The 22301-nt window shown below is 43.0% G+C and carries 27 protein-coding genes; 5 read left to right on the top strand and 22 right to left on the bottom strand.

Features of this window, described 5'->3' with window-relative positions:
• The first annotated feature begins 75 nt into the window (after nucleotides 1–75).
• Both H5647_RS21290 and H5647_RS21295 read left to right on the top strand, forming a co-directional pair.
• The gene (locus H5647_RS21290; protein WP_045861710.1) at nucleotides 76–387 is read left to right on the top strand and encodes a hypothetical protein; all 312 of its coding nucleotides are present in this window, start codon (nucleotides 76–78) and stop codon (nucleotides 385–387) included.
• Nucleotides 388–486: 99 nt separating this feature from the next.
• Nucleotides 487–1077 carry a hypothetical protein gene (locus H5647_RS21295; RefSeq protein ID WP_045861711.1) on the top strand — a complete coding sequence of 197 codons (591 nt, stop codon included), beginning with the start codon at nucleotides 487–489 and terminating at the stop codon, nucleotides 1075–1077.
• 392 nt (nucleotides 1078–1469) lie between these two features.
• On the opposite strand, the gene H5647_RS21300 is transcribed toward H5647_RS21295, so the two are convergent.
• From H5647_RS21300 to H5647_RS21315, 4 genes are all read right to left on the bottom strand, one after another.
• Nucleotides 1470–2147: an HNH endonuclease gene (locus H5647_RS21300; RefSeq protein WP_045861712.1), complete on the bottom strand. Its 678-nt coding sequence runs from the start codon at nucleotides 2145–2147 to the stop codon at nucleotides 1470–1472.
• Nucleotides 2148–2173: 26 nt separating this feature from the next.
• A complete protein-coding gene (locus H5647_RS21305) occupies nucleotides 2174–2470 on the bottom strand; it encodes a hypothetical protein (protein WP_045861713.1) in 297 nt (98 codons plus the stop codon).
• A gap of 313 nt (nucleotides 2471–2783) precedes the next feature.
• Nucleotides 2784–3392 (bottom strand): hypothetical protein, encoded by a 609-nt coding sequence (locus tag H5647_RS21310; protein WP_045861714.1) that lies wholly within the window; start codon nucleotides 3390–3392, stop codon nucleotides 2784–2786.
• A complete protein-coding gene (locus H5647_RS21315; RefSeq protein WP_045861715.1) occupies nucleotides 3385–3669 on the bottom strand; it encodes a hypothetical protein in 285 nt (94 codons plus the stop codon). The genes H5647_RS21310 and H5647_RS21315 overlap by 8 nt, the downstream gene beginning before the upstream one ends.
• A 174-nt stretch (nucleotides 3670–3843) precedes the next feature.
• On the opposite strand from H5647_RS21315, the gene H5647_RS21320 reads away from it, so the two are divergent.
• Nucleotides 3844–4161, top strand: a complete 318-nt coding sequence (locus H5647_RS21320; RefSeq protein ID WP_045861716.1) for a hypothetical protein — start codon at nucleotides 3844–3846, stop codon at nucleotides 4159–4161.
• 3 nt (nucleotides 4162–4164) lie between these two features.
• On the opposite strand, the gene H5647_RS21325 is transcribed toward H5647_RS21320, so the two are convergent.
• From H5647_RS21325 to H5647_RS21345, 5 genes are all read right to left on the bottom strand, one after another.
• Entirely contained in the window at nucleotides 4165–4476 is a 312-nt protein-coding gene (locus tag H5647_RS21325; RefSeq protein ID WP_045861717.1) for a hypothetical protein, read from the bottom strand.
• A 29-nt stretch (nucleotides 4477–4505) separates the two neighbouring features.
• Nucleotides 4506–5540 carry a recombination-associated protein RdgC gene (locus tag H5647_RS21330; protein ID WP_045861718.1) on the bottom strand — a complete coding sequence of 345 codons (1035 nt, stop codon included), beginning with the start codon at nucleotides 5538–5540 and terminating at the stop codon, nucleotides 4506–4508.
• 17 nt (nucleotides 5541–5557) lie between these two features.
• The gene (locus tag H5647_RS21335) at nucleotides 5558–6520 is read right to left on the bottom strand and encodes a hypothetical protein (RefSeq protein ID WP_045861719.1); all 963 of its coding nucleotides are present in this window, start codon (nucleotides 6518–6520) and stop codon (nucleotides 5558–5560) included.
• Between the two features lie 18 nt (nucleotides 6521–6538).
• A complete protein-coding gene (locus tag H5647_RS21340) occupies nucleotides 6539–7111 on the bottom strand; it encodes a thermonuclease family protein (protein WP_045861720.1) in 573 nt (190 codons plus the stop codon).
• A gap of 135 nt (nucleotides 7112–7246) precedes the next feature.
• Nucleotides 7247–8362, bottom strand: a complete 1116-nt coding sequence (locus tag H5647_RS21345) for a hypothetical protein (RefSeq protein ID WP_045861721.1) — start codon at nucleotides 8360–8362, stop codon at nucleotides 7247–7249.
• Between the two features lie 1085 nt (nucleotides 8363–9447).
• Here H5647_RS21345 and H5647_RS21350 point away from each other — a divergent pair.
• Together H5647_RS21350 and H5647_RS21355 are read left to right on the top strand one after the other, a co-directional pair.
• Nucleotides 9448–10200, top strand: coding sequence for a UDP-2,3-diacylglucosamine diphosphatase (locus H5647_RS21350; protein ID WP_045861853.1), 753 nt, complete (start codon nucleotides 9448–9450; stop codon nucleotides 10198–10200).
• A 101-nt stretch (nucleotides 10201–10301) separates the two neighbouring features.
• The gene (locus H5647_RS21355) at nucleotides 10302–10952 is read left to right on the top strand and encodes a helix-turn-helix domain-containing protein (protein WP_052692300.1); all 651 of its coding nucleotides are present in this window, start codon (nucleotides 10302–10304) and stop codon (nucleotides 10950–10952) included.
• A gap of 64 nt (nucleotides 10953–11016) precedes the next feature.
• On the opposite strand, the gene H5647_RS21360 is transcribed toward H5647_RS21355, so the two are convergent.
• The 13 genes from H5647_RS21360 to H5647_RS21420 all read right to left on the bottom strand — a co-directional run bounded on the left by H5647_RS21360 (nucleotide 11017) and on the right by H5647_RS21420 (nucleotide 22292).
• Entirely contained in the window at nucleotides 11017–11322 is a 306-nt protein-coding gene (locus tag H5647_RS21360) for a hypothetical protein (protein WP_045861722.1), read from the bottom strand.
• A gap of 380 nt (nucleotides 11323–11702) precedes the next feature.
• Nucleotides 11703–11942 (bottom strand): hypothetical protein, encoded by a 240-nt coding sequence (locus H5647_RS21365; protein ID WP_045861723.1) that lies wholly within the window; start codon nucleotides 11940–11942, stop codon nucleotides 11703–11705.
• A gap of 125 nt (nucleotides 11943–12067) precedes the next feature.
• On the bottom strand, nucleotides 12068–12616 hold the full coding sequence (locus H5647_RS21370) for a hypothetical protein (protein WP_045861724.1): 549 nt from the start codon (nucleotides 12614–12616) through the stop codon (nucleotides 12068–12070).
• 333 nt (nucleotides 12617–12949) lie between these two features.
• Nucleotides 12950–13105, bottom strand: coding sequence for a hypothetical protein (locus tag H5647_RS21375; protein ID WP_162926470.1), 156 nt, complete (start codon nucleotides 13103–13105; stop codon nucleotides 12950–12952).
• A gap of 24 nt (nucleotides 13106–13129) precedes the next feature.
• On the bottom strand, nucleotides 13130–13915 hold the full coding sequence (locus H5647_RS21380; RefSeq protein ID WP_045861726.1) for a hypothetical protein: 786 nt from the start codon (nucleotides 13913–13915) through the stop codon (nucleotides 13130–13132).
• Between the two features lie 497 nt (nucleotides 13916–14412).
• Nucleotides 14413–14691, bottom strand: coding sequence for a hypothetical protein (locus tag H5647_RS21385; RefSeq protein WP_045861728.1), 279 nt, complete (start codon nucleotides 14689–14691; stop codon nucleotides 14413–14415).
• A gap of 419 nt (nucleotides 14692–15110) precedes the next feature.
• Nucleotides 15111–15497 carry a hypothetical protein gene (locus H5647_RS21390; protein WP_045861729.1) on the bottom strand — a complete coding sequence of 129 codons (387 nt, stop codon included), beginning with the start codon at nucleotides 15495–15497 and terminating at the stop codon, nucleotides 15111–15113.
• A 61-nt stretch (nucleotides 15498–15558) separates the two neighbouring features.
• On the bottom strand, nucleotides 15559–15738 hold the full coding sequence (locus tag H5647_RS21395) for a hypothetical protein (protein ID WP_045861730.1): 180 nt from the start codon (nucleotides 15736–15738) through the stop codon (nucleotides 15559–15561).
• Between the two features lie 12 nt (nucleotides 15739–15750).
• The gene (locus H5647_RS21400; protein WP_045861731.1) at nucleotides 15751–16494 is read right to left on the bottom strand and encodes a site-specific integrase; all 744 of its coding nucleotides are present in this window, start codon (nucleotides 16492–16494) and stop codon (nucleotides 15751–15753) included.
• A 23-nt stretch (nucleotides 16495–16517) separates the two neighbouring features.
• A complete protein-coding gene (locus H5647_RS21405; protein WP_045861732.1) occupies nucleotides 16518–17102 on the bottom strand; it encodes an HNH endonuclease in 585 nt (194 codons plus the stop codon).
• A complete protein-coding gene (locus H5647_RS21410) occupies nucleotides 17099–18388 on the bottom strand; it encodes a hypothetical protein (protein WP_162926471.1) in 1290 nt (429 codons plus the stop codon). Before H5647_RS21410 ends, H5647_RS21405 begins: the two co-directional genes overlap by 4 nt.
• 435 nt (nucleotides 18389–18823) lie before the next feature.
• Complete coding sequence (locus H5647_RS21415; protein WP_200911676.1) at nucleotides 18824–20959, bottom strand: DEAD/DEAH box helicase; 2136 nt, start codon at nucleotides 20957–20959, stop codon at nucleotides 18824–18826.
• A 31-nt stretch (nucleotides 20960–20990) separates the two neighbouring features.
• Nucleotides 20991–22292, bottom strand: a complete 1302-nt coding sequence (locus H5647_RS21420; protein ID WP_045861735.1) for an ATP-binding protein — start codon at nucleotides 22290–22292, stop codon at nucleotides 20991–20993.
• Nucleotides 22293–22301 lie beyond the last annotated feature (9 nt).

Below are 22301 nucleotides of genomic sequence, written 5' to 3' on the forward strand. Positions count from 1 at the left end.
AAAATCGCCAGTTTGTCCTTTTAAAAAAGACTAGCACAGGGCAAGATAAATGGTTTTGAGCACTCAGGGGGCTAAATGCTTAAGTTATCCAGTACGCAAATCGCGGTGATGTCTGCGCTGATTGAGGCTCCAGAAGGAGACAATGATGAAGCTCAGACTGTTGTGGCGTCGCATTATCCGAGCGCGATGAAGCTCTGTGAGCTTCGATTATTAGAGCAAGACCCCGTTGGCCACTTTATCCCAACATCTTTCGGGAGACTCCTCTTGAAGCGGGAACAGCTGGCACGAGAATTAGATAGAGTGAATATGCAGATAGAAGAAGAGCATAAAAATCATAAGCCTGCGATGGCGGCACTTTTACGCTTTTCTAGAAAAATCACGGGATAACTTAAAAACTCCATTTTTCGTAAGATTTTTATTGCTTTACCTGGACCGCAAAGACCAACATGGAGTAAATATTAATCTGTCTCCTTGGGAAGAAAAGCAATGAAAAATGTGTTCATGATCCTACTTATTATATCGACGATGTTGTTAACTGCGTGCAATGATGTTTTGGACGAAAACGATCCAGTCTCGGTTGCACGTGCGTTTTGGACGGCTGCACTTGGTAGTAATCCTGCATCGGCAAAACCTTTTATGGTTGATGGCGATAAAATTAAAATAGGTATTATCGGTCAGTCTGAGAGTGATACCGCCCTCTTAGGGGCCGTAGAGCAGCAAGGAGGCTATTACTTTATAGACACGACGTTACAGCTTAGCCGCGATGGTAAGGTTGCATCGATTCCACTGAAGACCATTATTGTTCCGGTTGATGGCAAATGGCGAGTTGATTATTGGTCTTCTAAACAAAGTGTTTTCGACGCAACGTTCGATACCAGCATGAAGTGGTTTGCATCTACAATTGATAACGCAAATATGTACATAGAAGATGTGCTTGGAGATGATGATCAAGCTGAAGCAATTAAATATGCTGAGAAACGATTAGATGAAGAGTTTGGTCGGGCGAAACAAGTAATGCTAAAAAACTATAAACTAAGTATCGAAAAGAAAAAACCGGTAGTTCCGAGTTCAAATTAGCTTATCTCTTTTTAATGGTCATTACTTAAGGTTGTAATGGCCGTTACAATTGGTCTTCATAAAACCTACGCAATCGAGGTTTGGTGTCCCTAGAAGAGATGTAATTCTCCAATCATTTCGATATTTACAACCGTAGTGTTCTATTATCTTTTGGGGTTTACTTTGCTGAAATTCAAGACTATTTGGCTCAAGCCTTCTTACATATATATGCGCTACAGTTGGAAACAGAAAGATCATTACAAAAAGTAATGTAACATCCAAAACATACGGCTTAACTATACAAATAATTATTGAGATAAATGCGAGTACACTAACAATCGGACTAGTAAATAATACTATTTTTCGGAAATTATATTTTTTGCAAAATTAACTTTATCCACAGTTATTTGCCTTTAATATTTACAGGCACCTAATTGACGATCAAACACTCGCTTTTCTGAGCTTGCCATCTGCAACTCTGAGTACTTTGTTAAAACATCAAGCCAAAGCCTGAGATATTCGCACCTAAATGCATAGTTAGGCGGCATCCATTCATTTGGGCCTTTGGCTCCCTTAGATTTGTTTAGACCATCGTCGACAGCAAGTAAATTGATCGGATCGTTTGCAAACTCTTCTTTTTTCGCTTTCGGCCACTCGCCGCCTCCATGATCATTAGCCCATTTCAACGGAATAATATGATCGACGTCTAGGTCACTAGCGCGAGTAAACGTCTTGCCGCTAAAAGGATCATTCCATACACCCATAGAAACATAACAGCCGTCTGGCGACAGTTTAATTTGTCCATCAGCTTGATCTTTAAGAACTTCGTGTCGTGTATTCATACAGTCGTTGTCCACGTCTGACCAATGCTTCCAGTCTTCCCTTCTGTATATATACGAAAAATTACGTTCTGCATTGGTAGCTTCTTCAACCGCCGCATCTGATCTTTTAAACTGTTCAGCACAGGACGCGCGATGACAGTGATATCCACCATTTTTATGGTCATTATGGCCACCATTATTATCTACACTACCGCCGTGCGCTATTGCAAGCGTGGGGATGGTTAGAAATAAAAAGGCTACCAATTTCACAACAATGTTCCTTCTAATTAACTCATTTAAAAGGCTGGCGCGTACCCATGCTCTTTAAAGCGCTCAAGGATCTGCGATTCTGTTCCCATCCAAAACCATGTTTTACGAGCCCAGTTAACGCCCGCTTTACCAATGATGGTACTTCTAACACTTACACCATTAGCTCCGCCGTCATGTTCTTGATGCCCTGGCATCATAACCCGAACTATCTTGATAGCATCAATAGGACCGGTTTTGCGCCATACTTGGCCAGATTCAAGCGGTTTAGGCGCAAACGTATTTTTGAATTTCCATCCGCCAGGTAGATCTTTCGGTAATTTCATAGAGATGTTCCTTTAACTTTCGATGTTACTAATTGAACTGGTCTCCCAATACTTAATTGCATATGACACGCCATATATTGTGAAGACTATGACTAGCAAAGCCGAAAGAAATAAAACTAATCCAACTGATAAGAGCAGCTGATCGATAACCATCCATAGAATTATTAGCGTTCCCGTTATGCAAGATTCAATTGACATAAAATACTTTCCTTTAAGGTTCGACGGCATTATTTTCTTTGTAAATGATTGCCATTTCTAATTAAAAGAACGAGCGGATATGATAATAATAGGTACGTATGTTGATACGAATAATCTAGCCGTCATATTTTGCTACTCGATTATCGACATTAGTTTGATTTATGAAGAAACCCATAACATAACGTCCATCATCAAGGCGATCATATCTCACAACTCCTGACCCATCTCTTCCACCTGAAATAGGAATGCTGTCGTAAAGTAAGCTTGCCTCATTGATTACTTGCGTTGGTACATCTATGAAAAAAGCGGCGTCTTCTTTACCTGCTTGAATACTGAGCAGCTGCACGCCGCCGACCATATAGCGGAGCTTTCCATTCTCATCGTTAGGAATGAAAAGCTGGCCAATCATTTGTGGCATTGAAAGTTCCTGGTAGTACTTTTGATATTCGGGTTCAACAATCTCATGGCCATAGATAACGAGATCTAATGCAGAGAAGCCTTTTCGCACCACTGGATGCAGCATATCCGGCTTGGTATTGGATAACGGGATGTTTAAGGTGTCAGCAATGTGGTGCCAGTTGCTTAGAGCATTTAGAGTAAAATCGTGCATAGCAACTGCAGTGGCTCTATTACTTGATTTACCCATCAATGCGAGATAAGCGGACATAGCGATAGACAAGCCAATGAAAAAGACAATTGTCTTTAGGTTCTTGCTCTTAATCATTTGAATCATCCTCAACCTTTGCTTTTTCTGTGCGAAGAATTTCAGCGGCTTTCCTGATCGCCCACCTAACCGCACCAATTTTACTCGCTTGAGCATTGGTTTTTTTTTGTTGCTGGACGATATAATTTAGATCTTCAGCAGTATCTGCATCTATGGGACCGGAAAGGTTCTCGCCCCCACGTTCAAGGTTTTCGTCCCTGGCGTTACTCACACGGTTCCGCGCTTGCTTGCGATTTCGTTCTAAGGCAACTTTGGGATCAGGTTTTGGTCGTGGCATGGTCATTTCCAATCTAGAGATAACTTAAATGGCTCGTAATTGATAATAAAATTCATTTTAAATTGCTGGGAGCCTCACTTCCTACAAAAAAATGCGGTTTTCTACAGTTTTACAAATACAGCGTAACATGTTACGCTGTATTAAACCAGCATCTTTCCTGTTCAGGAGGAAATCATGATTCAGGCTAATATAGGTTCGATTGGGTGGTTGGGGTGTGTTCCTACACTGCCAAACAAAGACAACGATATGGTAGAAATGAAGGCTCAGTTTGAGGATAAATCAAAACAGAGCCCTTCAATGAAACGATGCCGGACATTTGACGATTGGGTGAAGCTTTGTACTGCCTTATCTAGCCAGGTCATCCTTCAAATGATGAATACTGTGGAGCCCGGTGAAGCGCCACCTAAAGGAAAGGTGGTATCAAAACAAATACGTGCAAATCAGCAGACATTGACCACACTCCTGCAGCAAAGAAAACCAATAGAGAACTAGCGGTTACTCGGTTGCCAATGAGTGCACTTTAACCGGGGGGCGCTGCGGTTGTTTTAGAGCGATTGTTGAGATGCTCGAAATTGTTTTTGCTGCTGTATACAGCTGTGGCTTTCGCTGGCTGGCAAGGTAGGACTTGCCAGCTGACGTAACTTTTACCTTGCCCCAGCCGGCCCCTGAAATAAGCCCGCTATTTTTCAAAGCCTTATCTAGCTTATCGTCAAGCTCGAAGGCCAGTGAGCTTTTACCTTCATTTTCCAGTGAGTCATACCACCGTAAACGTTTTAACATTAGTGGTGACTGTTGTTCTTGCATCATAGATCACTCCTCGGTGTAGGATCCGGTAATTAAGCTGATTTCAAACTGCTCATTTGCTCGATGCTCTCTTTTTCTAGATCTGACTTAGAAAGAGTGGCGACCGCGGACTCTTGTTTTTGGTCGCGGCCATTATTGGAATTATTGCCATCGTTGTTAACTTCAAAAACCTTCTCAAACCATTGGTAGAGCTTCATAAGCTGATTGGCCATCATTATCCAATCGGCTTCGTACTCCTGAATAATGGATGTAATATTCTCAGGTTTTTCTATTTCACCTTTGAGTAGGTCTGTAGCTCTTAATTTTTTTAATTGCCCTTTGGCATTGAGCTTAAAGGCAAGCTTGTGTTGATAGACAAGAGAAACTTGAACTACGGTTTTATCGTGATTGATGAGCGTTATTATTTCTTCACTCTCAAGGTCCTGCTTTGAAAAAACGGCCTGAGACTTTTCTTTATCATGCTTAAGAGTAGCTTCGTCGTTAAGATGGACATCACTAGGCATGCATTCACCAGGTTTATATAGCCAATTTGTTAAATAGACATGTAGCGACGCCTGGAAATAGTCGCTAGCTTCAAAACCGTCATCGACCTTTGATAGGAACTCATTGAGTCTTTTTGCCTTTGCGTCACTACCGGCGTCGATAAAGATGAGGTCATTTTTCGTGTCTAGAAAAGCGTTGATATACGATTCATCGGCAACGATGTCCTTTAGCATTTCGGATTCAACATGGTCCTTAATCGATGCTTTTTCCTCTTTGGATAAGGTCTTATCTTCCTTTTTCTCCATTTCTCGAATCTTAATCTCTACAGCACGTTTGACTTTATTTTTAGGTAGCTTTTTTTCTTCGATGGTCAATGAAATGAACAAAAAATGTTGGAGCTCGTGACTCATCATTTCTGGCGATAAATATCCAAAGACAGAAGAAAAACCAACAGAATCCCGCTGTGCCGGTTTGATTGGGCGATGCTGTAGCTTTTTTAGCTTGCCCTCCCATTTTGCTTGAGATACTTCTTCTTTTGATGTGTAACGCATACAGATTACGCTTTTAAACCATCGGCCGTGCATAGAGATTCTCCAATTAATTACGCTACTTCGGGAATATCCGGAATGAGATTAGCGAGAGTTTTATCTAAAGTGATCGCTCGTTGAAACAAACCAAGGTACTCGGTAGCAAGCGCATTCGTATTGATATGATTTTTATTTAGGCTGTCTAGAAACCGTCCCGCGCAGTTAAATATTTTTGATTGAGGGGTTGTCCAGCTGCTTGGTAAACCCGAGTCAGAAGCGGATAAAAAAGCATTTTTCCCGACGATAATGGCCTTTTTCACGGTTTCGGAAGATGGTTTTGAGTTTCCAAGGACATGCTCGGCAATCAGATAAGTGCATTGAATTGCAATAGATGAGCGTGATCCCGCGCGGAGGAAATCTATACCAACCAATGTTTTACTTTTTATATATCGTTCAAAGTCGAACTGTTTCAAACTATTGAGGACTGCACCGTAGAGCATAATATCTATTTCGTTCCCCTTACCTTTAATGGATAGAGATACCGCAGCGGAACGATCGGGTCGTGGCACTGAGCACTTAAAATATGGCTTGTTGATGATATCGGAATAGATTGCCAATAGCCCTGGCGTTCCCTCGGGCTCCATCTTAACCTGATAGCGTTTGGCGCAGCTTATTAGTCGTTCAATTTCAAGAGCGTTCCGTTGAATAGCATCGTGGAGATTTGTAAATTCTTGACGACGTGATATGTATCCGATAAATGTTTTACTGAATCTTTGAGGGGCAATCATATGCGCAAAGAAAATAGGAAAAAAAGCCGCTACGAGAGCGGCAAATGTGGGCACAGATATCCAAGATAAAACAACAAATAGAAGAAATGATACGAAAGCGCCTAGCCAATAGATATGCAGCCGAGCGCGTTTCTGTAATGCGCAGTTGAGACTGGCAATTTCACGTTTCAATGCGTTAACCGGCGCCTGAATATCGGTACATTCCGGACGAAGCATATTGATGAGTGATTGACGATATGGCGTTTCCATAGAAGCTATGAAAATCCCTTAATCCTGACACTTCATATCTTCTTCTGGTATGCCCATTTTCGACCCCCAGATCCCGACACGTTGACATCGAGCCTGTTTTTCTAACAGAACCAGAGAGGCGTCACGTGATTGCGTGTAATCAGCTCGGTACCATCCGCGCGCAATAAGCTCATAATTAATATTGGTGGATCCAACGAAAATAAATCCTTTGGTTATTGGCTGGGACCACTCCGTAATTTCAATGTGAACATCTTTACCATCGAGCCATCCGTCCATTTGGGCGCAGGCCTTCTTGATATCCGGGTTGATGTATTCAGTAGTTCGAAAGCCTTGCTTATGCAGAACAGAAGAATTTTTCTTATGGGACCGACAACTAAGATTCTTTTGATCTCCAAAATCCACATGGATAATTTCGACAAAGAATGTCTTATATTCGCCGTCTTTTTTTGTCCTCACTTGAAGTACATTTGGCGCCGGGACGTCTATGACCTTACCGCTAATATTGGGAGAGCGGAGATCTACATAACTATCTTGAGCTTGCGCATAGATAGTGAAGAAAGAGGCGGCTATAAAAAATAGAAGAGATTTCATTGGTGTCGTTTACCTGTGTAGGAGAAATGTCTATATTCTCCCCAACATAGGAATCTTTACGATGGCATGCAATGAAAAAGTGAACTTTTTGAAAGTTTTCCCTTCATACGCGCAAGGTAGTTGCACGTATGAGGTTTAGGGAACTTGATTTGATGCTAGCTTTGCCTTTAGTTGTTTTTTCTCCTCCCTGTCTTTTTTCTTCTGCTCTCGATCGGGTAGCGGCAGGTAGAGATTAAATGCGTCGCTGAAAGGCTCCTCATTCCACCATACTTTGTCTGCTCGATGTGACTTTTCTTTACGATCACTCTCACGCTTATCATAGGGGGTTGCTAGCGATGAAAAATCCACCAATGACTCCAGCTTAGTGGACGGTTCGCCTAGGCAGAATACGGGCAGCTGGGCATACAGTTTTGACCAGGTACCTTTGTCGCTGTCTGGAGGCAGAATTTTGTAGTTTAATGTAATGACTTCATAAGGTTCGTGACGTTCTGATATCTCGATGGTGGGATCAAGTTCTTTGAGTGCTTCGATCGTTTCAATGAGCTTCTGGGACACGGGCTCACCTTCTTTGGTTTTCGCCTTGGCTTTTTTCTCGAGCAGAGCGATTTGTTTTTCCACTGTGCGCGCACGGGTGGTTTGTTTTGGATTGTAATAGGGTTTGGCGCGGAGCAATTTTCCGCCGGTGATGGTGTGCACATTCCGGTAAACATGCTTAATCAAGATCCGCGCAATCTGTGCTTTTTGAAACACCTTCTTCACTGAGTCAAGCGCAGCCCATTCTCTTTCTCGGTAAAACAACTCTTCCTCAACATCGGTGTCAGTTAAGTCACTGTACTTTTCTTTTAGTGCGAGCACGCAAGACTTAAACTCGTTTTTAGCGTCGTTGAGATGTTTAACTTCATCGATGGTGGATTGGCTACAAATGATAAGCCCGGGGAAGTCGAAAGTACGCCGGCTATTTGCGCGATCGTCAAACCAAACATTCTCAATTCCGAGCAGGGCTATTTCATGTTCTTTAAAAGACGTATTGAAACTACCGAGTTCTAGCCACGGGTGACAGTACCTCACCTCTTCATGCAAGGTGTCTATTGGTGGGATGTACGTGATGGCCGGATACCCTTTCTCCGCATCTTGGAGAGTAGATCGCCTTACGTTGGCCATCGCCTCCTTTAGTTTTTGGAGTACGGCGATTAACTGGTAGTAATCGGCATAGTCTATGACGCGGTTTTCAGAGGATGTGTTGGGATCCATAAGTATTCCCCTATTGAGTTAAATGGTTTAGCCTAGGTTAGCAGACGATAAGAGCTTGTCGATTTGCATAGAAATTCAACCGAAGAAGATCCTCCACCTACTGGTTAACCCTTTTTCTTTAAAAGCTTGGGCATGTATCATGCTTCGACCTCCGACCATATGTCAATTAGTTGTTCTTTATCCGTGCATTTGCCTGGGCATCTGCGCGGTGTGTGAGGGCGCGCGCGAAAAATATTCTCCGCGCGCAAGCGCGCTACGAAAGGCATTAAGTGGAAAAGAAGGTTTAATATTGCCCCTTAACTTAATCAGGGATTAAGGGCTTTCCGGTAAGGAGGATGTATGGGTCAAGGGAAAAGGAAGGCGGCACGGACTTGATGGCCATATCTTAGCATGATACATGCCCAAACATATGGTATATTGGGCATGTTTTTCAAAGTTGGCTGAAATAATGAATTGTGAACACTAATTGATTTGGGGTCTTCAGATGCACTACTTCATCTCGGACACGCACTTTTGCGTATCAAGACCGGCTCACTTGCAGGGTTTTGAGTCCTGGTGCGCCGATGTACCTCGCGCCGGCGACACTGTCTTGCTGCTGGGCGATATATTTGAGGTCTAGGTGGGCGCTGACGTGGCCACCGAAGCATCCAAAAGGACGGAACCGCAATAAAAGGCCTGGTTCAGCGCAATATACCTGTGTATTTCATGGCTGGTAACCGTGATTTTTGGTTGGTAAGCGGTTTGCGGCACGTACCGGAACAACCCTACTCCCCGACCCCAGTCCTTGGACGCTTCCCAATGGTGAGTCCTGTTTGTTGACGCACGGGGACGTGTTTTGCATCCATGATGCCGACTACCGGCGATCACGCGCAATGTCCTCGTGCAATGGTGCTTCCGTCGCTTGCCGCGGTCGCACGCTGCGACTGAAGTATGCTGCGATATTTGTCGTTTTTGGACGGATTATCCGTAGAACCCCTAGCTAGGAAGTCATGAACATTAGAATTAGTGTACACGATTTATTATCGTGGGCCCAAAAGTACAATATTGTAAATTCACAACAAAGTATCAGACTTAGGTTACGGGGAATGCACTACTTCATTTCAGATACTCATTTCTGCGAGTCACGGCCGGCACATACTCAGTGCTTCCTGTCTTGGTGTGCGGCTACCCCGCAGCGAGGTGACACCTTGATGTTACTTGGAGACATCTTCGAGGTTTGGGTGGGTGATGATGTGGTTACTGAAGTGTCGAATAAGACGGAAACTGCACTAAAAGACCTCGTAACTCGTGGAATAACCGTATATTTCATGGCTGGGAACCGCGACTTTCTCGTTGGAAAGCGGTTTGCGGCACGTTCGGGCGCTACCCTACTCCCAGATCCTTGCCTCTGGAAACTCCCCAACGGGGAAAAATGTTTACTTACTCATGGGGATATATTCTGTACCCACGACAAAGGCTATCGTCGATTTCGTGCGATCACTCGCAATGCGTTTGTACAGTGGTGCTTTCGGCGCCTGCCGCGATCGCTGAGACTGAACATTGCCGATTCAATGAGGATGGCAAGCCAAAAAAGCCAGGCCAATAAGACTTCTACCCTGCTCGATGCTTCTGAAAGATTAGTGGATGATACATTTGAGCGTCACCCTGAGGCAGGGCTGATTATCATGGGTCACACACACCGCCCTAAAATTCATTCAAGCAATAATCTTCGTATACGTGCGGTCTTGGGAGACTGGGGAGATGACATGTGGATAGGGGTTGCGTCAAACTCAACCCGTTTTGAACTGTGCCGAAAGGGAATAACCGACGGGAAGCTTGAATGCGTTCAGTCCATTTAAAGGGGCTAGCCAAACGACAATAATAACACTACAATTGTACAGTAACATTGCCCGAGTTATCGTGCAATATCAAGGTTATTAACCGGAGCCCCCTACATCTCATGGCTACGGACAATATTCTCATAAAAACTAGGCAGTATCTGCAGGACACAATAGGCTCTGGCACCATTGCAGAACCTAAGCTGTGGACGAACGCTGACCACCTACCGTTTTTCCTACAGAGCTCCTATCAGTACTATGAGCTGGACCTGTTTAATCATTCTTGCTTGCTGATGAGCAATACGCAAGAGGGTGAAACTCCAGCGGTAGTACGTAAGCATTGGCTTGCTGTGAGCAAACACTATAAGGGTGACGTGATCTATCTGGTTGAAGTGGTTAGCTCCTATAACCGCAAGAGACTAATAGAGCATAGGGTTCCGTTCCTAATACCGGGGAATCAGCTTTACATTCCAATGCTAGGTCTCGATCTGCGTGAATACTTCAAGCCTTCCAAGCTCGCCGAAAAAACAAAATTGAGCGGACCTGCGCAAGCAGTGATACTTAGAGAGATTCTACGCAATGATTGCTCGGGTTTACCGGCCAAAGAACTCGCCAATATATTAGGTTACACTCCAATGACGATCACTCGAGCGATCAATGAGCTAACTGACCGAGAATTGATGGATGTAGGAAGATCTATTAACCTAAGTAATATATGCGGAATTAATGATAATATAAAAACTAATCCCGTAACGCCAAACAAGTACATCTGAAAGATAAGCGACATATAAAATGCTTTTTTAAAATTTAATCTATCTTCATTACATTCTTTCCTATCTATTCGATTACTTTAAATTCAGCTCTTCGCTGCTTCGCCTTCTCATCATTAGATAGCCTTGCCTTGGCTACGGTACCGACTATATAACCAGAAGAGTCTGTCATTATGTAACCCGCATGCGCTAATGCATCAAGCGCTTCACAAAGCTCATCATTACCTCTACTGCCAACACTCGGAAGGTAGTAGTGTGCGTCGATTCCGTTTCTCTCTAAAATGTCTAAATACTTATTTCTCGCGAAAGGGCTAAACCCGACACCGCTAGCTGCGGACGCCGGAAAGAAAATTGATAGCAGTTTTCGTAACATTCAAATTCCCTATATAAATTGCAATAGGTACAAGGAATAGTGCCAACACTACTACAATGAGCCATGATTTTTGTTTATTTACCATACCTACTTTCCGTTAGTTATTTTCCTAGTGGTGGGTTTAAAACGACACAGCTTCTCTATACCGCATGGAGATTTGTTTCTTCTATCTATCATATAATGATCTATCATATATTCGTACCGTGCAGGATAACGAGGCAACAAAGCTGAATAGAGCTGTTTAGCATTCTGCCTCAAAAAAATATCAAATGTATTTTCTGGGTCTTCAAGCCTCATAAACATTTTTGTTCTGGTGCTACAAAATATTTGATCGGCCTCTAACGTAGATGAGATAGACATTTTTTTCTTTCCCTAAATTCCTATAGGTTATAACTAGACATCATCGGATTAATGCGAGCGCCTTTACCCAATAACAAGTGCGCCTCATCCATGATCATAATAGGCTTACCGGCTTTCTTATCCTTAAACCATTTTCCGCGTGGCAATTGATCATTGCGGTTTAATTTATACTGCCATTCCCTGAATGCTGGCTTGTATAACTTATTCTTGGTGCCGCTAAAATCATTGATTGACTGAGTTATTCCAACCACTTTTCTCATTACTATTTTCCTTCAAGTTGTAATATCAAAAAGCTGGGTGTTCGGGTACAACATTCCAATCAATGCAGCCTCAGTCGCTGAGATTACCCTCCTTCTAAGGTGGTTATTATTTTTATATGCTGGACTTATTCAAAACTAATAGAGTTTCTTTCCAGGTCTTTTTTGGCGTTGCCGTTTCTCCATATATCTTGCTCAGCTATCTTTGATAGGACAGCAACAACCAAATTACGGTTAGAAACAAACCAATCTGAAAAGCGCTCTTCAAGCTCTTCAAGCGCTGGAGCGATTTTTTGAACTGCCTTTATCGGTAGCTTTTCGTTAGAAGCAAATGGCGATAACCACTTTGCTCTTTTTAGGATAGCCTTGTACTCGACCTCTACACGATCAAATATCGATATAAAATCTGGGCTTGTGGCCACAGCTGGATGCCTGAGCAGCACCGCAATATAATTACCACTGTTATACTTAGCCTCAACCTTTAGAGCACTATTCTGCACGCCCGCCCATGGGAATTGATGCTCTTTAGGTGTGGTTCCCATTAGAACGACCCCCGCGGGCCTTGGGTTAATATATAGAGCTAAGTATTCTTTAAAGCTGTCGGGCATACCCCGATGAAGCTTGCAAAGATTATCGATTGGATTCTTATCGAGAACCACGCTTCCATAGTATTTCATCGCCAGCCCTCTTGTCGAATCCACGTATTGTTCGCGAACAAATAGTGAGTTGATCCAAGTCCGCTAGAAAATTCTTTTAGCTCACCAAAACTATCAAATAAAGCGGGGCTCGAAGTTTTCTCATAAGGTGCGTCAAGCGTACTCCTGTCACCACAAGAAAGTAGCTGTATAGCCTGAGTATATTTGGAATAATCACTTTTCAGAATGCTAAGCGTGTCAATATAGAAGTTTCTGTTCTTTTCAATATGATGCATATATATGCAAGCATACTGATCGCTAGACTTCATATAAACACTTAATGTTCCTGTACAAGACATATTTTTCCTTTAAGTGCTAAAGCAGAATAAGGAGGCTGATTACACTGATCAAAATGGCTGTTAAGGACATTCCGATGGCTGTTAAGGATATTCCGATCGAAATCTTTTGCGCTAAGCTAAACCCGACATCTTCGTTTTTTTGCTGTGGCACTTCATCTGTAATATTAGGCATTGTTATTTTCCTTTAACTAGTTTCCTATAAATTTTCTGCCAGTTGTACAGCCTCAACTAGAGCCGCCTTATATATGATTTTGTCCATATCAGTCGATTCGTTGTTTGGCCTATAGATAGAGACAAAACGGTCAATCAGCGGTTCAAACCGATCACCGCCCTTGAGCTTAGCGTCACGTCTATATTCAATCGCATCAAATAGGCAGCGGGGTTTCATTTTGGCTTCGCCCAGATTCTGACTGGCATCCAATAAAGACAAGAAGCCTATTTTTATATCCCTTGCTCTTTCCAGAAAATAAGCATTCATAGGAGAGGCAGATACCTTCTGTGCCGTCGCAGACATAACGCTTTCTGCGGCCAACTTCATTTGTTTGTCAGCTATTTTGTTAACCGCATGCTTAGTCATGCACGGATCGATCTTAAGAGCTTTACATAGGTGGTGGCGAATAATGCCAGCTGCAAAACCAAGATCCTTCATTTGACGCTCTACATCATCGCGAGACGAAAGCATAACGCGCTTGGCTAGGCTTGATGTCGGCAGCCTGAAAACGAAGTCATGCCTCAAGATGTCATATAAGGAATTGATGTCGTCAATATCTTTGATTTCTTGTCCGTATTCAGACTGCTCAAGAAAATCAATTGCCCTTAGCGCAATTCTAGCAATTCTAGTTGATGCCTTGATGACTTTTGTGTTCTCTTCAGGGCTAATCATAGCGTTGCTAAGACACACCCCTGCACCTTTACGTTCGCTATGGAAATGAAGGTATATTTCTTTTTTTAACCTGAGCGAAACATCGGTAAACATAGTCATTATTATTCCCACAACTCCAAATTAAGATTTAACTCTGTACGATTTTATAGCTCGGTGGGCTTCATCGAAGACGATTCTTTTTTTTCCTGCCACCTTACCCTTGAAAAACTTTCCTCGGGGAAGTTTGTCTCCGCGCCTCAACTGACGCTGCCACTCACGAAAGGCCGCGTTCTTACCCAGTAAAACTGGCATGCCAGCCTTCATTGCGCGAACCTGGACACCGCTAAATTTTGGTTTTTCACTCCACTGAACTAAGCCTAACAATAGGTCGCGAGCTTTCGTTTCTTTGTTATCTATAATGGTTTCCGTTATCTTATCTGCGTTTTAGGTTCCCATTTATACTCTGGTACCGCTTCGATTCGAGCAGAGTACAATTTATTATCTAAATTAATCACGGATTCAGGGCTTTCTTGAAAAACCCATTCGTTTGAATAAAATTCCAATCCCTGCCTGTTACCGTTCTTTCCTATCTATTCGATTACTTTAAATTCAGCTCTTCACTGCTTCGCCTTCTCATTATTAGATAGCCTTGCCTTGGCTACGGTACCGACTATATAACCAGAAGAGTCTGTCATTATGTAACCCGCATGCGCTAATGCATCAAGCGCTTCACAAAGCTCATCATTACCTCTACTGCCAACACTCGGAAGGTAGTAGTGTGCGTCGATTCCGTTTCTCTCTAAAATTTCTAAATACTTATTTCTCGCGAAAGGGCTAAACCCGACACCGCTAGCTGCGGACGCCGGAAAGAAAATTGATAGCTGTTTTCGTAACATTCTAATTCCCTATATAAATTGCAATAGGTACAAGGAATAGTGCCAACACTACTACAATGAGCCATGATTTTTGTTTATTTACCATACCTACTTTCCGTTAGTTATTTTCCTAGTGGTGGGTTTAAAACGACACAGCTTCTCTATACCGCATGGAGATTTGTTTCTTCTATCTATCATATAATGATCTATCATATATTCGTACCGTGCAGGATAACGAGGCAACAAAGCTGAATAGAGCTGTTTAGCATTCTGCCTCAAAAAAATATCAAATGTATTTTCTGGGTCTTCAAGCCTCATAAACATTTTTGTTCTGGTGCTACAAAATATTTGATCGGCCTCTAACGTAGATGAGATAGACATTTTTTTCTTTCCCTAATTTCCTTTAAGTTTAAGCCGCATCTAAGATGTCGTATCTCTGCTTAGCTGCCAGCACTCCAAATCAACGGTCTGAAATACTGCTCATTCATCATGATGTGTTTTCGCTTTTGCTCCATTGCTGCTTCAACGGATCTAGATGATTCCGGCAGAGTCGGGTTGTACTCAACTGAAGACAATAAATACCGGCTGCCGGTTTTTGTTTCTGCATACCAACCACATGATAAAATATTACTTACCCAAACCACTTCAGATGTTTCTACCCAATCGCCATCTGCAAATCTTGGAGTAGCACCAAATATGTACCCTGTAATATTTTGCCCTATACACGCCCCTTGAAATATACCATCGAAACAAATTCCGTTGGCGGTTTTTGACAAATAGCTATTGACTGAGCCGCGCATATATTTTGTGAATAACGTTTCTTTCACGGTGAATTACCCATTAAGTTAACATGGGTCCAATTATACCGTAAGCGCTTACGGTGACAACCTACGTGTTGAATTTGATGCCTCTTTTTTCATAAAGTTTTTTTGCTAGGTTGCGCACCTCGACAGCATCATCTTTATGCATCACTACTTTAAGATTCGACAGGCCAGCATCACGAATTCTCTGTTCACGAGTTTTCATTCTGTCTTTAGCTGTGTAATCGTAATTTTTATCTTTACTCATTTAATTTGAACCCTAATACATTTTCTTAGAAGCGTTAATAACCTCAGCTTTGGTTGGCATCAAATAGGGCTGAATAGATGTTAAATTCTGGCTACGCATTAGCTCTACAATATCATCATAGAATTCATGCTCTTCAGCCTTCCTATCAAGAATATTTGCTAGTTCGTTGGCAAAGTATTTCCGCCCACTATGTGAACTGTAGTCAGTGTCCTCACCAAATGCTCTTTTGTAAAATCGCTTAAAAGCTCTCTCCAAAACATCACATGCCTTGTATTCAGTCGTTACCTTGTTCTTGCCTTCCCCTTTAGTCCTCTTCTTAATGCTCATCGCAAACCTTCTTCCGGTTTCCGTCAAAAACACCTTACTATTAGGTTTTAGGCCTTTATATTTATTTAAATCATCAGTAATCATATGTTTCTTTTTAAGCCGATACTCGAAGTAATTATCAAGCGCCTCTTGAAACTTTTTGTTTCTCGGAAAGATTGCTCCTGATCTTCCAGATTTGGTGAATTCACCAGGTATCCAACCCTCTAATAAATATGATCCATCTTCCGCAATTATGTGCCTCACTTCAATATTTGCGATTTCGGAAACGCGTAACCCTGTCGTTGCAGAGCACAATATCAATGCTGCGTCTCTTTCTGGTGTTCGACCTGAACCTTTAGCAACCATAACTGCATGCTTTAGATGTGGTTTTGTGAAGGCTGGCGCGCCATCTTCACCTCGTGGTGCGGGAAAATACCGCTTTTCTCTCATAACGGAAATAACCTTTTAAAGCATCAATTCCTATATGTATAGGAATTGATCAATAAGGTCAAGAAAATACCCACGAAATATGAACTTATCGGAAATCGCTGATACTCCTCTAAGCAGGAATCCAACGTCCTAAACAACAACGCTTCACGTGGATCGTGTAACAAGGATATTTGTTGATACTGTTTTGTAACTTTGGACTCAAGCCTCAGCGGAATCCCTTCTTTAAGCATAATCGAATGAACATCTATTAAGCGCAGATATTCGAAATCCTTTTCATCCAAATCATAGCGCTTACGGCCATCAGGGTATTTTTCTACAAGGTTATGGCACCGCCGGCACAGCGTAACCAACATCTTTTCGTTCTTACCCTCTAGGACCTCCAAATCATAGCTACGATGATGGACGTCCATTTCGATACGCTTACCGTTCGCTGTGCATATTTTGCATGTCCGCTGATCGCGCTCAAAAACCCACTTTTTTATTTTCCCCCAGAGCGATGCATTAAGATAGCGATCATACTCAAGTAACGTTAAATCACGCAGCCCCTCCTTTGCCAAACGTTTATACACCTTATCAAGGGTTGGCTGGACTGTTTCTATCAGTGTCACAAAGAATACTCTTCAGTTGCAGGCGTATTACCTATTAGGCGTTTCTGAATACCCATCGTGCATGATTCAATCTCTTGGTCACTAAACCGTGACCCAGATAAGTCCGAGACTTCAGCTGCAAACTCTACCAAAATTTGACTGGCTGCCGCGGGCTTATCAAACGACGAGGATGACCAAGAAACGTATGTTTTCGAAATCAGTAAATGCCCTGCACTATCTTTAACAGTTAAAAGAGGACTGAGAGCACGCATTGCATAGGTAAAGTATTCTTCTTTCCTTGTGCACCAAACTCGAGAAATATCAAGCAGTCCATCCTGAAGGTATACCTTCACTCCCACCCTCTTGTTGCCATCCGACAGGTCGCAAGCATAAAGAACGATGTAGGCTATTTGATCTCTCAAGGTAAGCCAAACCTCATCGATCGATTTGTCAGGCGTCCCGTATATAGTTAAGTGGTTTCCGTCCCTTAAAGATAGTAAGCGATTGATATGATGGCCAAACTGTTGACCTAGGCGACCATTGTAATAATTTAAATCATTAACGCTCATAGAGGACACGTCGCCAAATAGAAAATCTCCCTTGGTAACATGCTCTGTAGATTTAAGCTGATTCAATTCTTTAATTGATTTTTCAATGTACAAAACAATACTGGCAACCGCGGGGGAATCATGATCATCAATCTTCCCTCCATCCATACTGTATATTACGTGAGACAATGATTGATCTTTCGGGAAACCATCTAATTGATCTTTTAATGCTCGGTAAAGTCTGTCGATAAAACGGTTATCACCATTCAATAACACCGTCAGCTTTGAAGACAAGTACTCCAAGGCATCTTGTTTATCTCGCTCGGCCTTACGAACAGAAATAGCTGCAGGCATAAAGCGAAGCCAGGACGTCGGCGTAAATTGTAGCCCTATAAAATATCCTATAAATACAAATAGAAAAAAAGAAATGGTTTTAACCACTAAGAGCTGGTCACTAGGGGTTAATTGGATAAGTCCGTAGGAAAAAATGGCGGAGACAAAGCAAGTAGCAAACCTAAACTCCTTATACATTGTCTTGCTATGAGAATTAACCTCTGCCCGGCTTTTCATCACTCGCTTCACGTCATAATCATGGATATCAAGCTTGTGGAGTTTTTGGATATCATCCTCTAGAAAAATTGGAGTGTGAATCTCAAGCCGAAAATTATCGAGTGGTAATGACGTTTTAAGTCCAGGATAGATATCCCGTTCCACTATGTTCAAATCAGCTAAAGTACAAGACATAGGTGATTTACGCATTTCCGGAGATTCGACATTAAGCCCAAATCGACCCCAGAAATGACTTCTCCGCTTACAATCCTCTAGGACCAAAGGATCATCCTCCCTTAGATCACAATGTGTTTCTCCGTACACACGTATTTTGTGATGTTCCGCTACAGGGAAAATAAGTTTGTATGCCTGAATAAGTAGATTTACGAGCAAAGTCCCATATTTTTTATCATGCCACTCCGAGTTAACGCCTGCCCCTGCAGATCGCATATATGAATATGATCGAAGCCTTAACTTGTCAGTAGTGGGATTGATGATTGTTTTTGCCTATCAGGAAATAAGCGAACATCTACACCCGAATGGGTGTGGGAGATTTTTATATATGTGTCTTCATCAGACCATTCAAGTCCACGCTTTAAATTACGCCTTACCCAATCATTCATAAACTATATGCACCTTTATGCCTTATTTCTTAGGTTCATCTATAAGGGATTGTAAATATCGTGAGGCATTAAGGACATCTAGCTTTTCGGTGACAAATGCATGCCTAATTGTGGGGTCGCTCAAATGACAATCAAATTTACCAAGCGGCTGGCATTCAATTTGTTCGGTAATGCCATCTGGAGAATTTAAGAGTTCGAGCAACTCTAATGATAAAACTTTTAATTCTGTGGGCCTTTCTAGGACCACGCACGGCCCCATTCGATCGGCAGCTCGCCCTGTGAGGCTTAAACAAACCTTGATAGTTTCAAGTATTCGGTCATTTTCCCAAATAAACCAATAACCATACTCTCCATCTTCAACCAGGCAGGTGGTATTAATCGACTTAGTTTCAAAATATGTGCGGGCCGCCCCCATAAGCTCCGCAGATATGTCATCGCAATACGCAGGAACCTCTTTATTTTGGTACAGATGAAACATTCTTTGCCGAATAACCCGATGGACCGGTGCAGGCTCACCCCCGAAAGTAGGAGCTTGTCCTTTTCGTGCCCTTGAGAGCATCATAGTGTTTGTACTTACATCGATGGACTGTACTGACCAGCGACGACCACCGAATAAAAGAAGCTGCCCAACGACATAGGGAGTAGTAACAGGTAATGTACCAAGCGTTTTACCCTCAGCAACTAATCTATATTCTTCTGGAACCTCAAACGCAGTGTAAAAAGTATGACTGCTAACAATCTTTTCCCCCTCTAAACCAACAATCAGCTCGCCATCAGCTAATTGGTTAAGAACATCCGCCTCCCCTAGATCTCGAAGTATTTGAGCGAAATCAGAAGCATCCATCCCCTTCCATGGCCCCTTTTTACACAAAACCTTGTATGCGACTGAAGCTGTAATCCCACCGGTAAACGCGATCATAGATAGAAGTTGTTGGATGAGCGTTGAAAGATGTAATGCTGATTGATCGGGAGGTTCGATCCATCGCTCCAGCATAAGCCCAATGACTGCAACCGCTTGGAACAGCTCTATTTCTAATAGGTCAACGGGACACGGGTTTTTCTTTCTACTATGAGATTCAATAAGTACACGAAGTATCGATGGGGAACCTTCGCGCCTTCCAGACCGGCCAAGTCTTTGTCGAACACTGCTAGCGTTTGACGGAGCCCCCATCTGTGAGACTGAAACAACATCACCTATGTCCAGACCTAGTTCGAGCGTAGATGTGGCCACTGCCGTGGTGGGCTTCCCCCCTTCTTTGAGACGTCGTTCAATGAAATGCCTTGCATCACGACTTAAAGAGCCGTGATGGGCAAAAAACTCTACCGGTAGGCTGGAGGTTTCGCACGCCTTGGCTAACAAATCGGTCACCTCTTCTACGGTTCGACGACTATTGCCAAACACAAGGTTATTAGTACCGCGCAACCACTTGAAAAGATCCAATGACATTTCATGTATAGCAGGCAAATCACCTTTTTTGGGGAGGTAGGATTTGATCTGTAATTTTAGATTTAGTCCTTCACCAGTGACATCCAAGTGAATACCCTCGACCGATCCATCAGGCCTTAAGTACTTCAATGCCATATTCGGATCACCAATGGTCGCTGATAATGCAATTCTGCGGAGTGACTTACCCAGACATTCCTCAAGACGAGTAATCAGGCTCAGTAACTGCATTCCTCTCTCGGTACCAATAAAGGCATGGAACTCATCTATAACAATGAACTGTAAATGGCCTATCTTTGATTTGAGTTCATGTGGCTTATTGACGAACATCGCCTCCAGAGATTCTGGGGTGATAAGCAATATGCCATCAGGAGCTTTCCAAGCACGCTTCTTTACGCTTTGACTAACATCCCCATGCCATGGAGTAATAGATGTGCGTGCGCTCTCACAGAGCAGGGAGAGACGGTTGTACTGATCGTTAATCAAGGCTTTTAACGGACTCAAACAGAGCGCTCCGAAACCGGCATCCGAATGAGAGTCCTGCAGCCAACTCACGATTGGTAAAAAAGCAGCTTCAGTTTTGCCGCCGGCCGTAGGAGCAGTTATAAGAAGATCGCCTTCGCCCTGAAGAATGATTGGTGTGGCTTGCTCCTGGACAGCTCTCAGGGAGTTCCATCCCTGCTTGTAAACCCAGCGCTGAACCCCGGTGCTCAATAAGTCAAAACTGCTTGAATCACCCATAGCCTTACAACGTAAAACTCTTTAGGTCATCTGAGTCAGTCGTATCATCACCCGGATCAGCATCTATCTGTATTTGATCAATAAAATCAGTCCAGCTCTTATCTGGATATTGATCAAGCATGGATAATAAGTTTACAAACCCTCTAATCGTTTCCCGTGGTGTTTTGAAGTAGGCTGACCCGATCGTTTTCTGGCAATGATCCATAAATGCCTTAAGCCCCTCATCGGTGATCAAATGTGTGGATTGTTCACCTGCAGCAAAAACATTCCGAATATTGGAGAGTAATAAATAGAGCTCCTCGGGGGTGAGGTTTTGAAGATGAATAGTGGGCTGATTGTAATCAACCAAGCCTGATTGCTCCGCGAATCGATTTGGTGACAGTCGCGAGGCAAGAGCGTCGTAGGAACATAGCCCTCTCCTCGGATCAAATAACGCTTCTGGAGTAATGCCAATCAATACCCCCAAACCCTCAGTGCTGGAGTTCGACTGTAAAGTATCATTGAGGATTGTCAGTACAAGCTCATAGTTTGAGGTGCGTGACTGTGCGTGTGTAATTTTGAACAAGTTGACGGCTTCGTCCAGCATAACCAAAAGTCCACCTTGCCCAGCAATTCGCAAAAACTTGGAAAGCAGCTTAATGGCATCGTAAATTGTTTTGTCTTCAATAATCGTGCGGACATCTCCTAACTCGTTTCTTGCATCCGTTTTCGCTGAAAATTCCCCTTTCAACCAACGTAATGCTGATTGTTTAAGGGCATCATTTCCCTGTTCATGAGCCCGACAGTAATGACCAATAACCCGAGCAAAGTCATAGCCAGCAACGAGTTCTCTTAGTGGCGACAATTTCTGATCGATAAGTGTTTCGACATCTACCCCCTCCTCCGATGCCTCGGCGAGAGAATCCCCGACGAACATGTCAATGATCGCAGGTAGAGCACCCCCGTCAGGTCTACTACGGGTAGATAGATTACTCACCAATTCAGAGTACAAATTTCTAGCTTGCCCGCCGCTCGCAACTAACCGCCTCTCCGGAGAAAAATCTGCATGCATTGTTACCAGCTTCTTTTCAAAGCCAAGTTTTCTTACCAGGTGCATGAAGAAGGTTTTACCCGAACCATAATCACCTACCACCATCTTGAAAACAGACGACCCATCAGCGATTGATTCGATACTGCGAATCATTGCTTTAATCTCTGGCGCGCGCCCAACCTGGATATATTGAATTCCTTGGGAGGGGACGACTCCGGCACTCAATGCGCGGAGGATACCGTCTCTGACTTTCGGACGAATTTTTGGTGCTGACATGCTGCTCTT

The organism is Teredinibacter purpureus, assembly GCF_014217335.1.
Lineage (GTDB): Bacteria > Pseudomonadota > Gammaproteobacteria > Pseudomonadales > Cellvibrionaceae > Teredinibacter > Teredinibacter purpureus.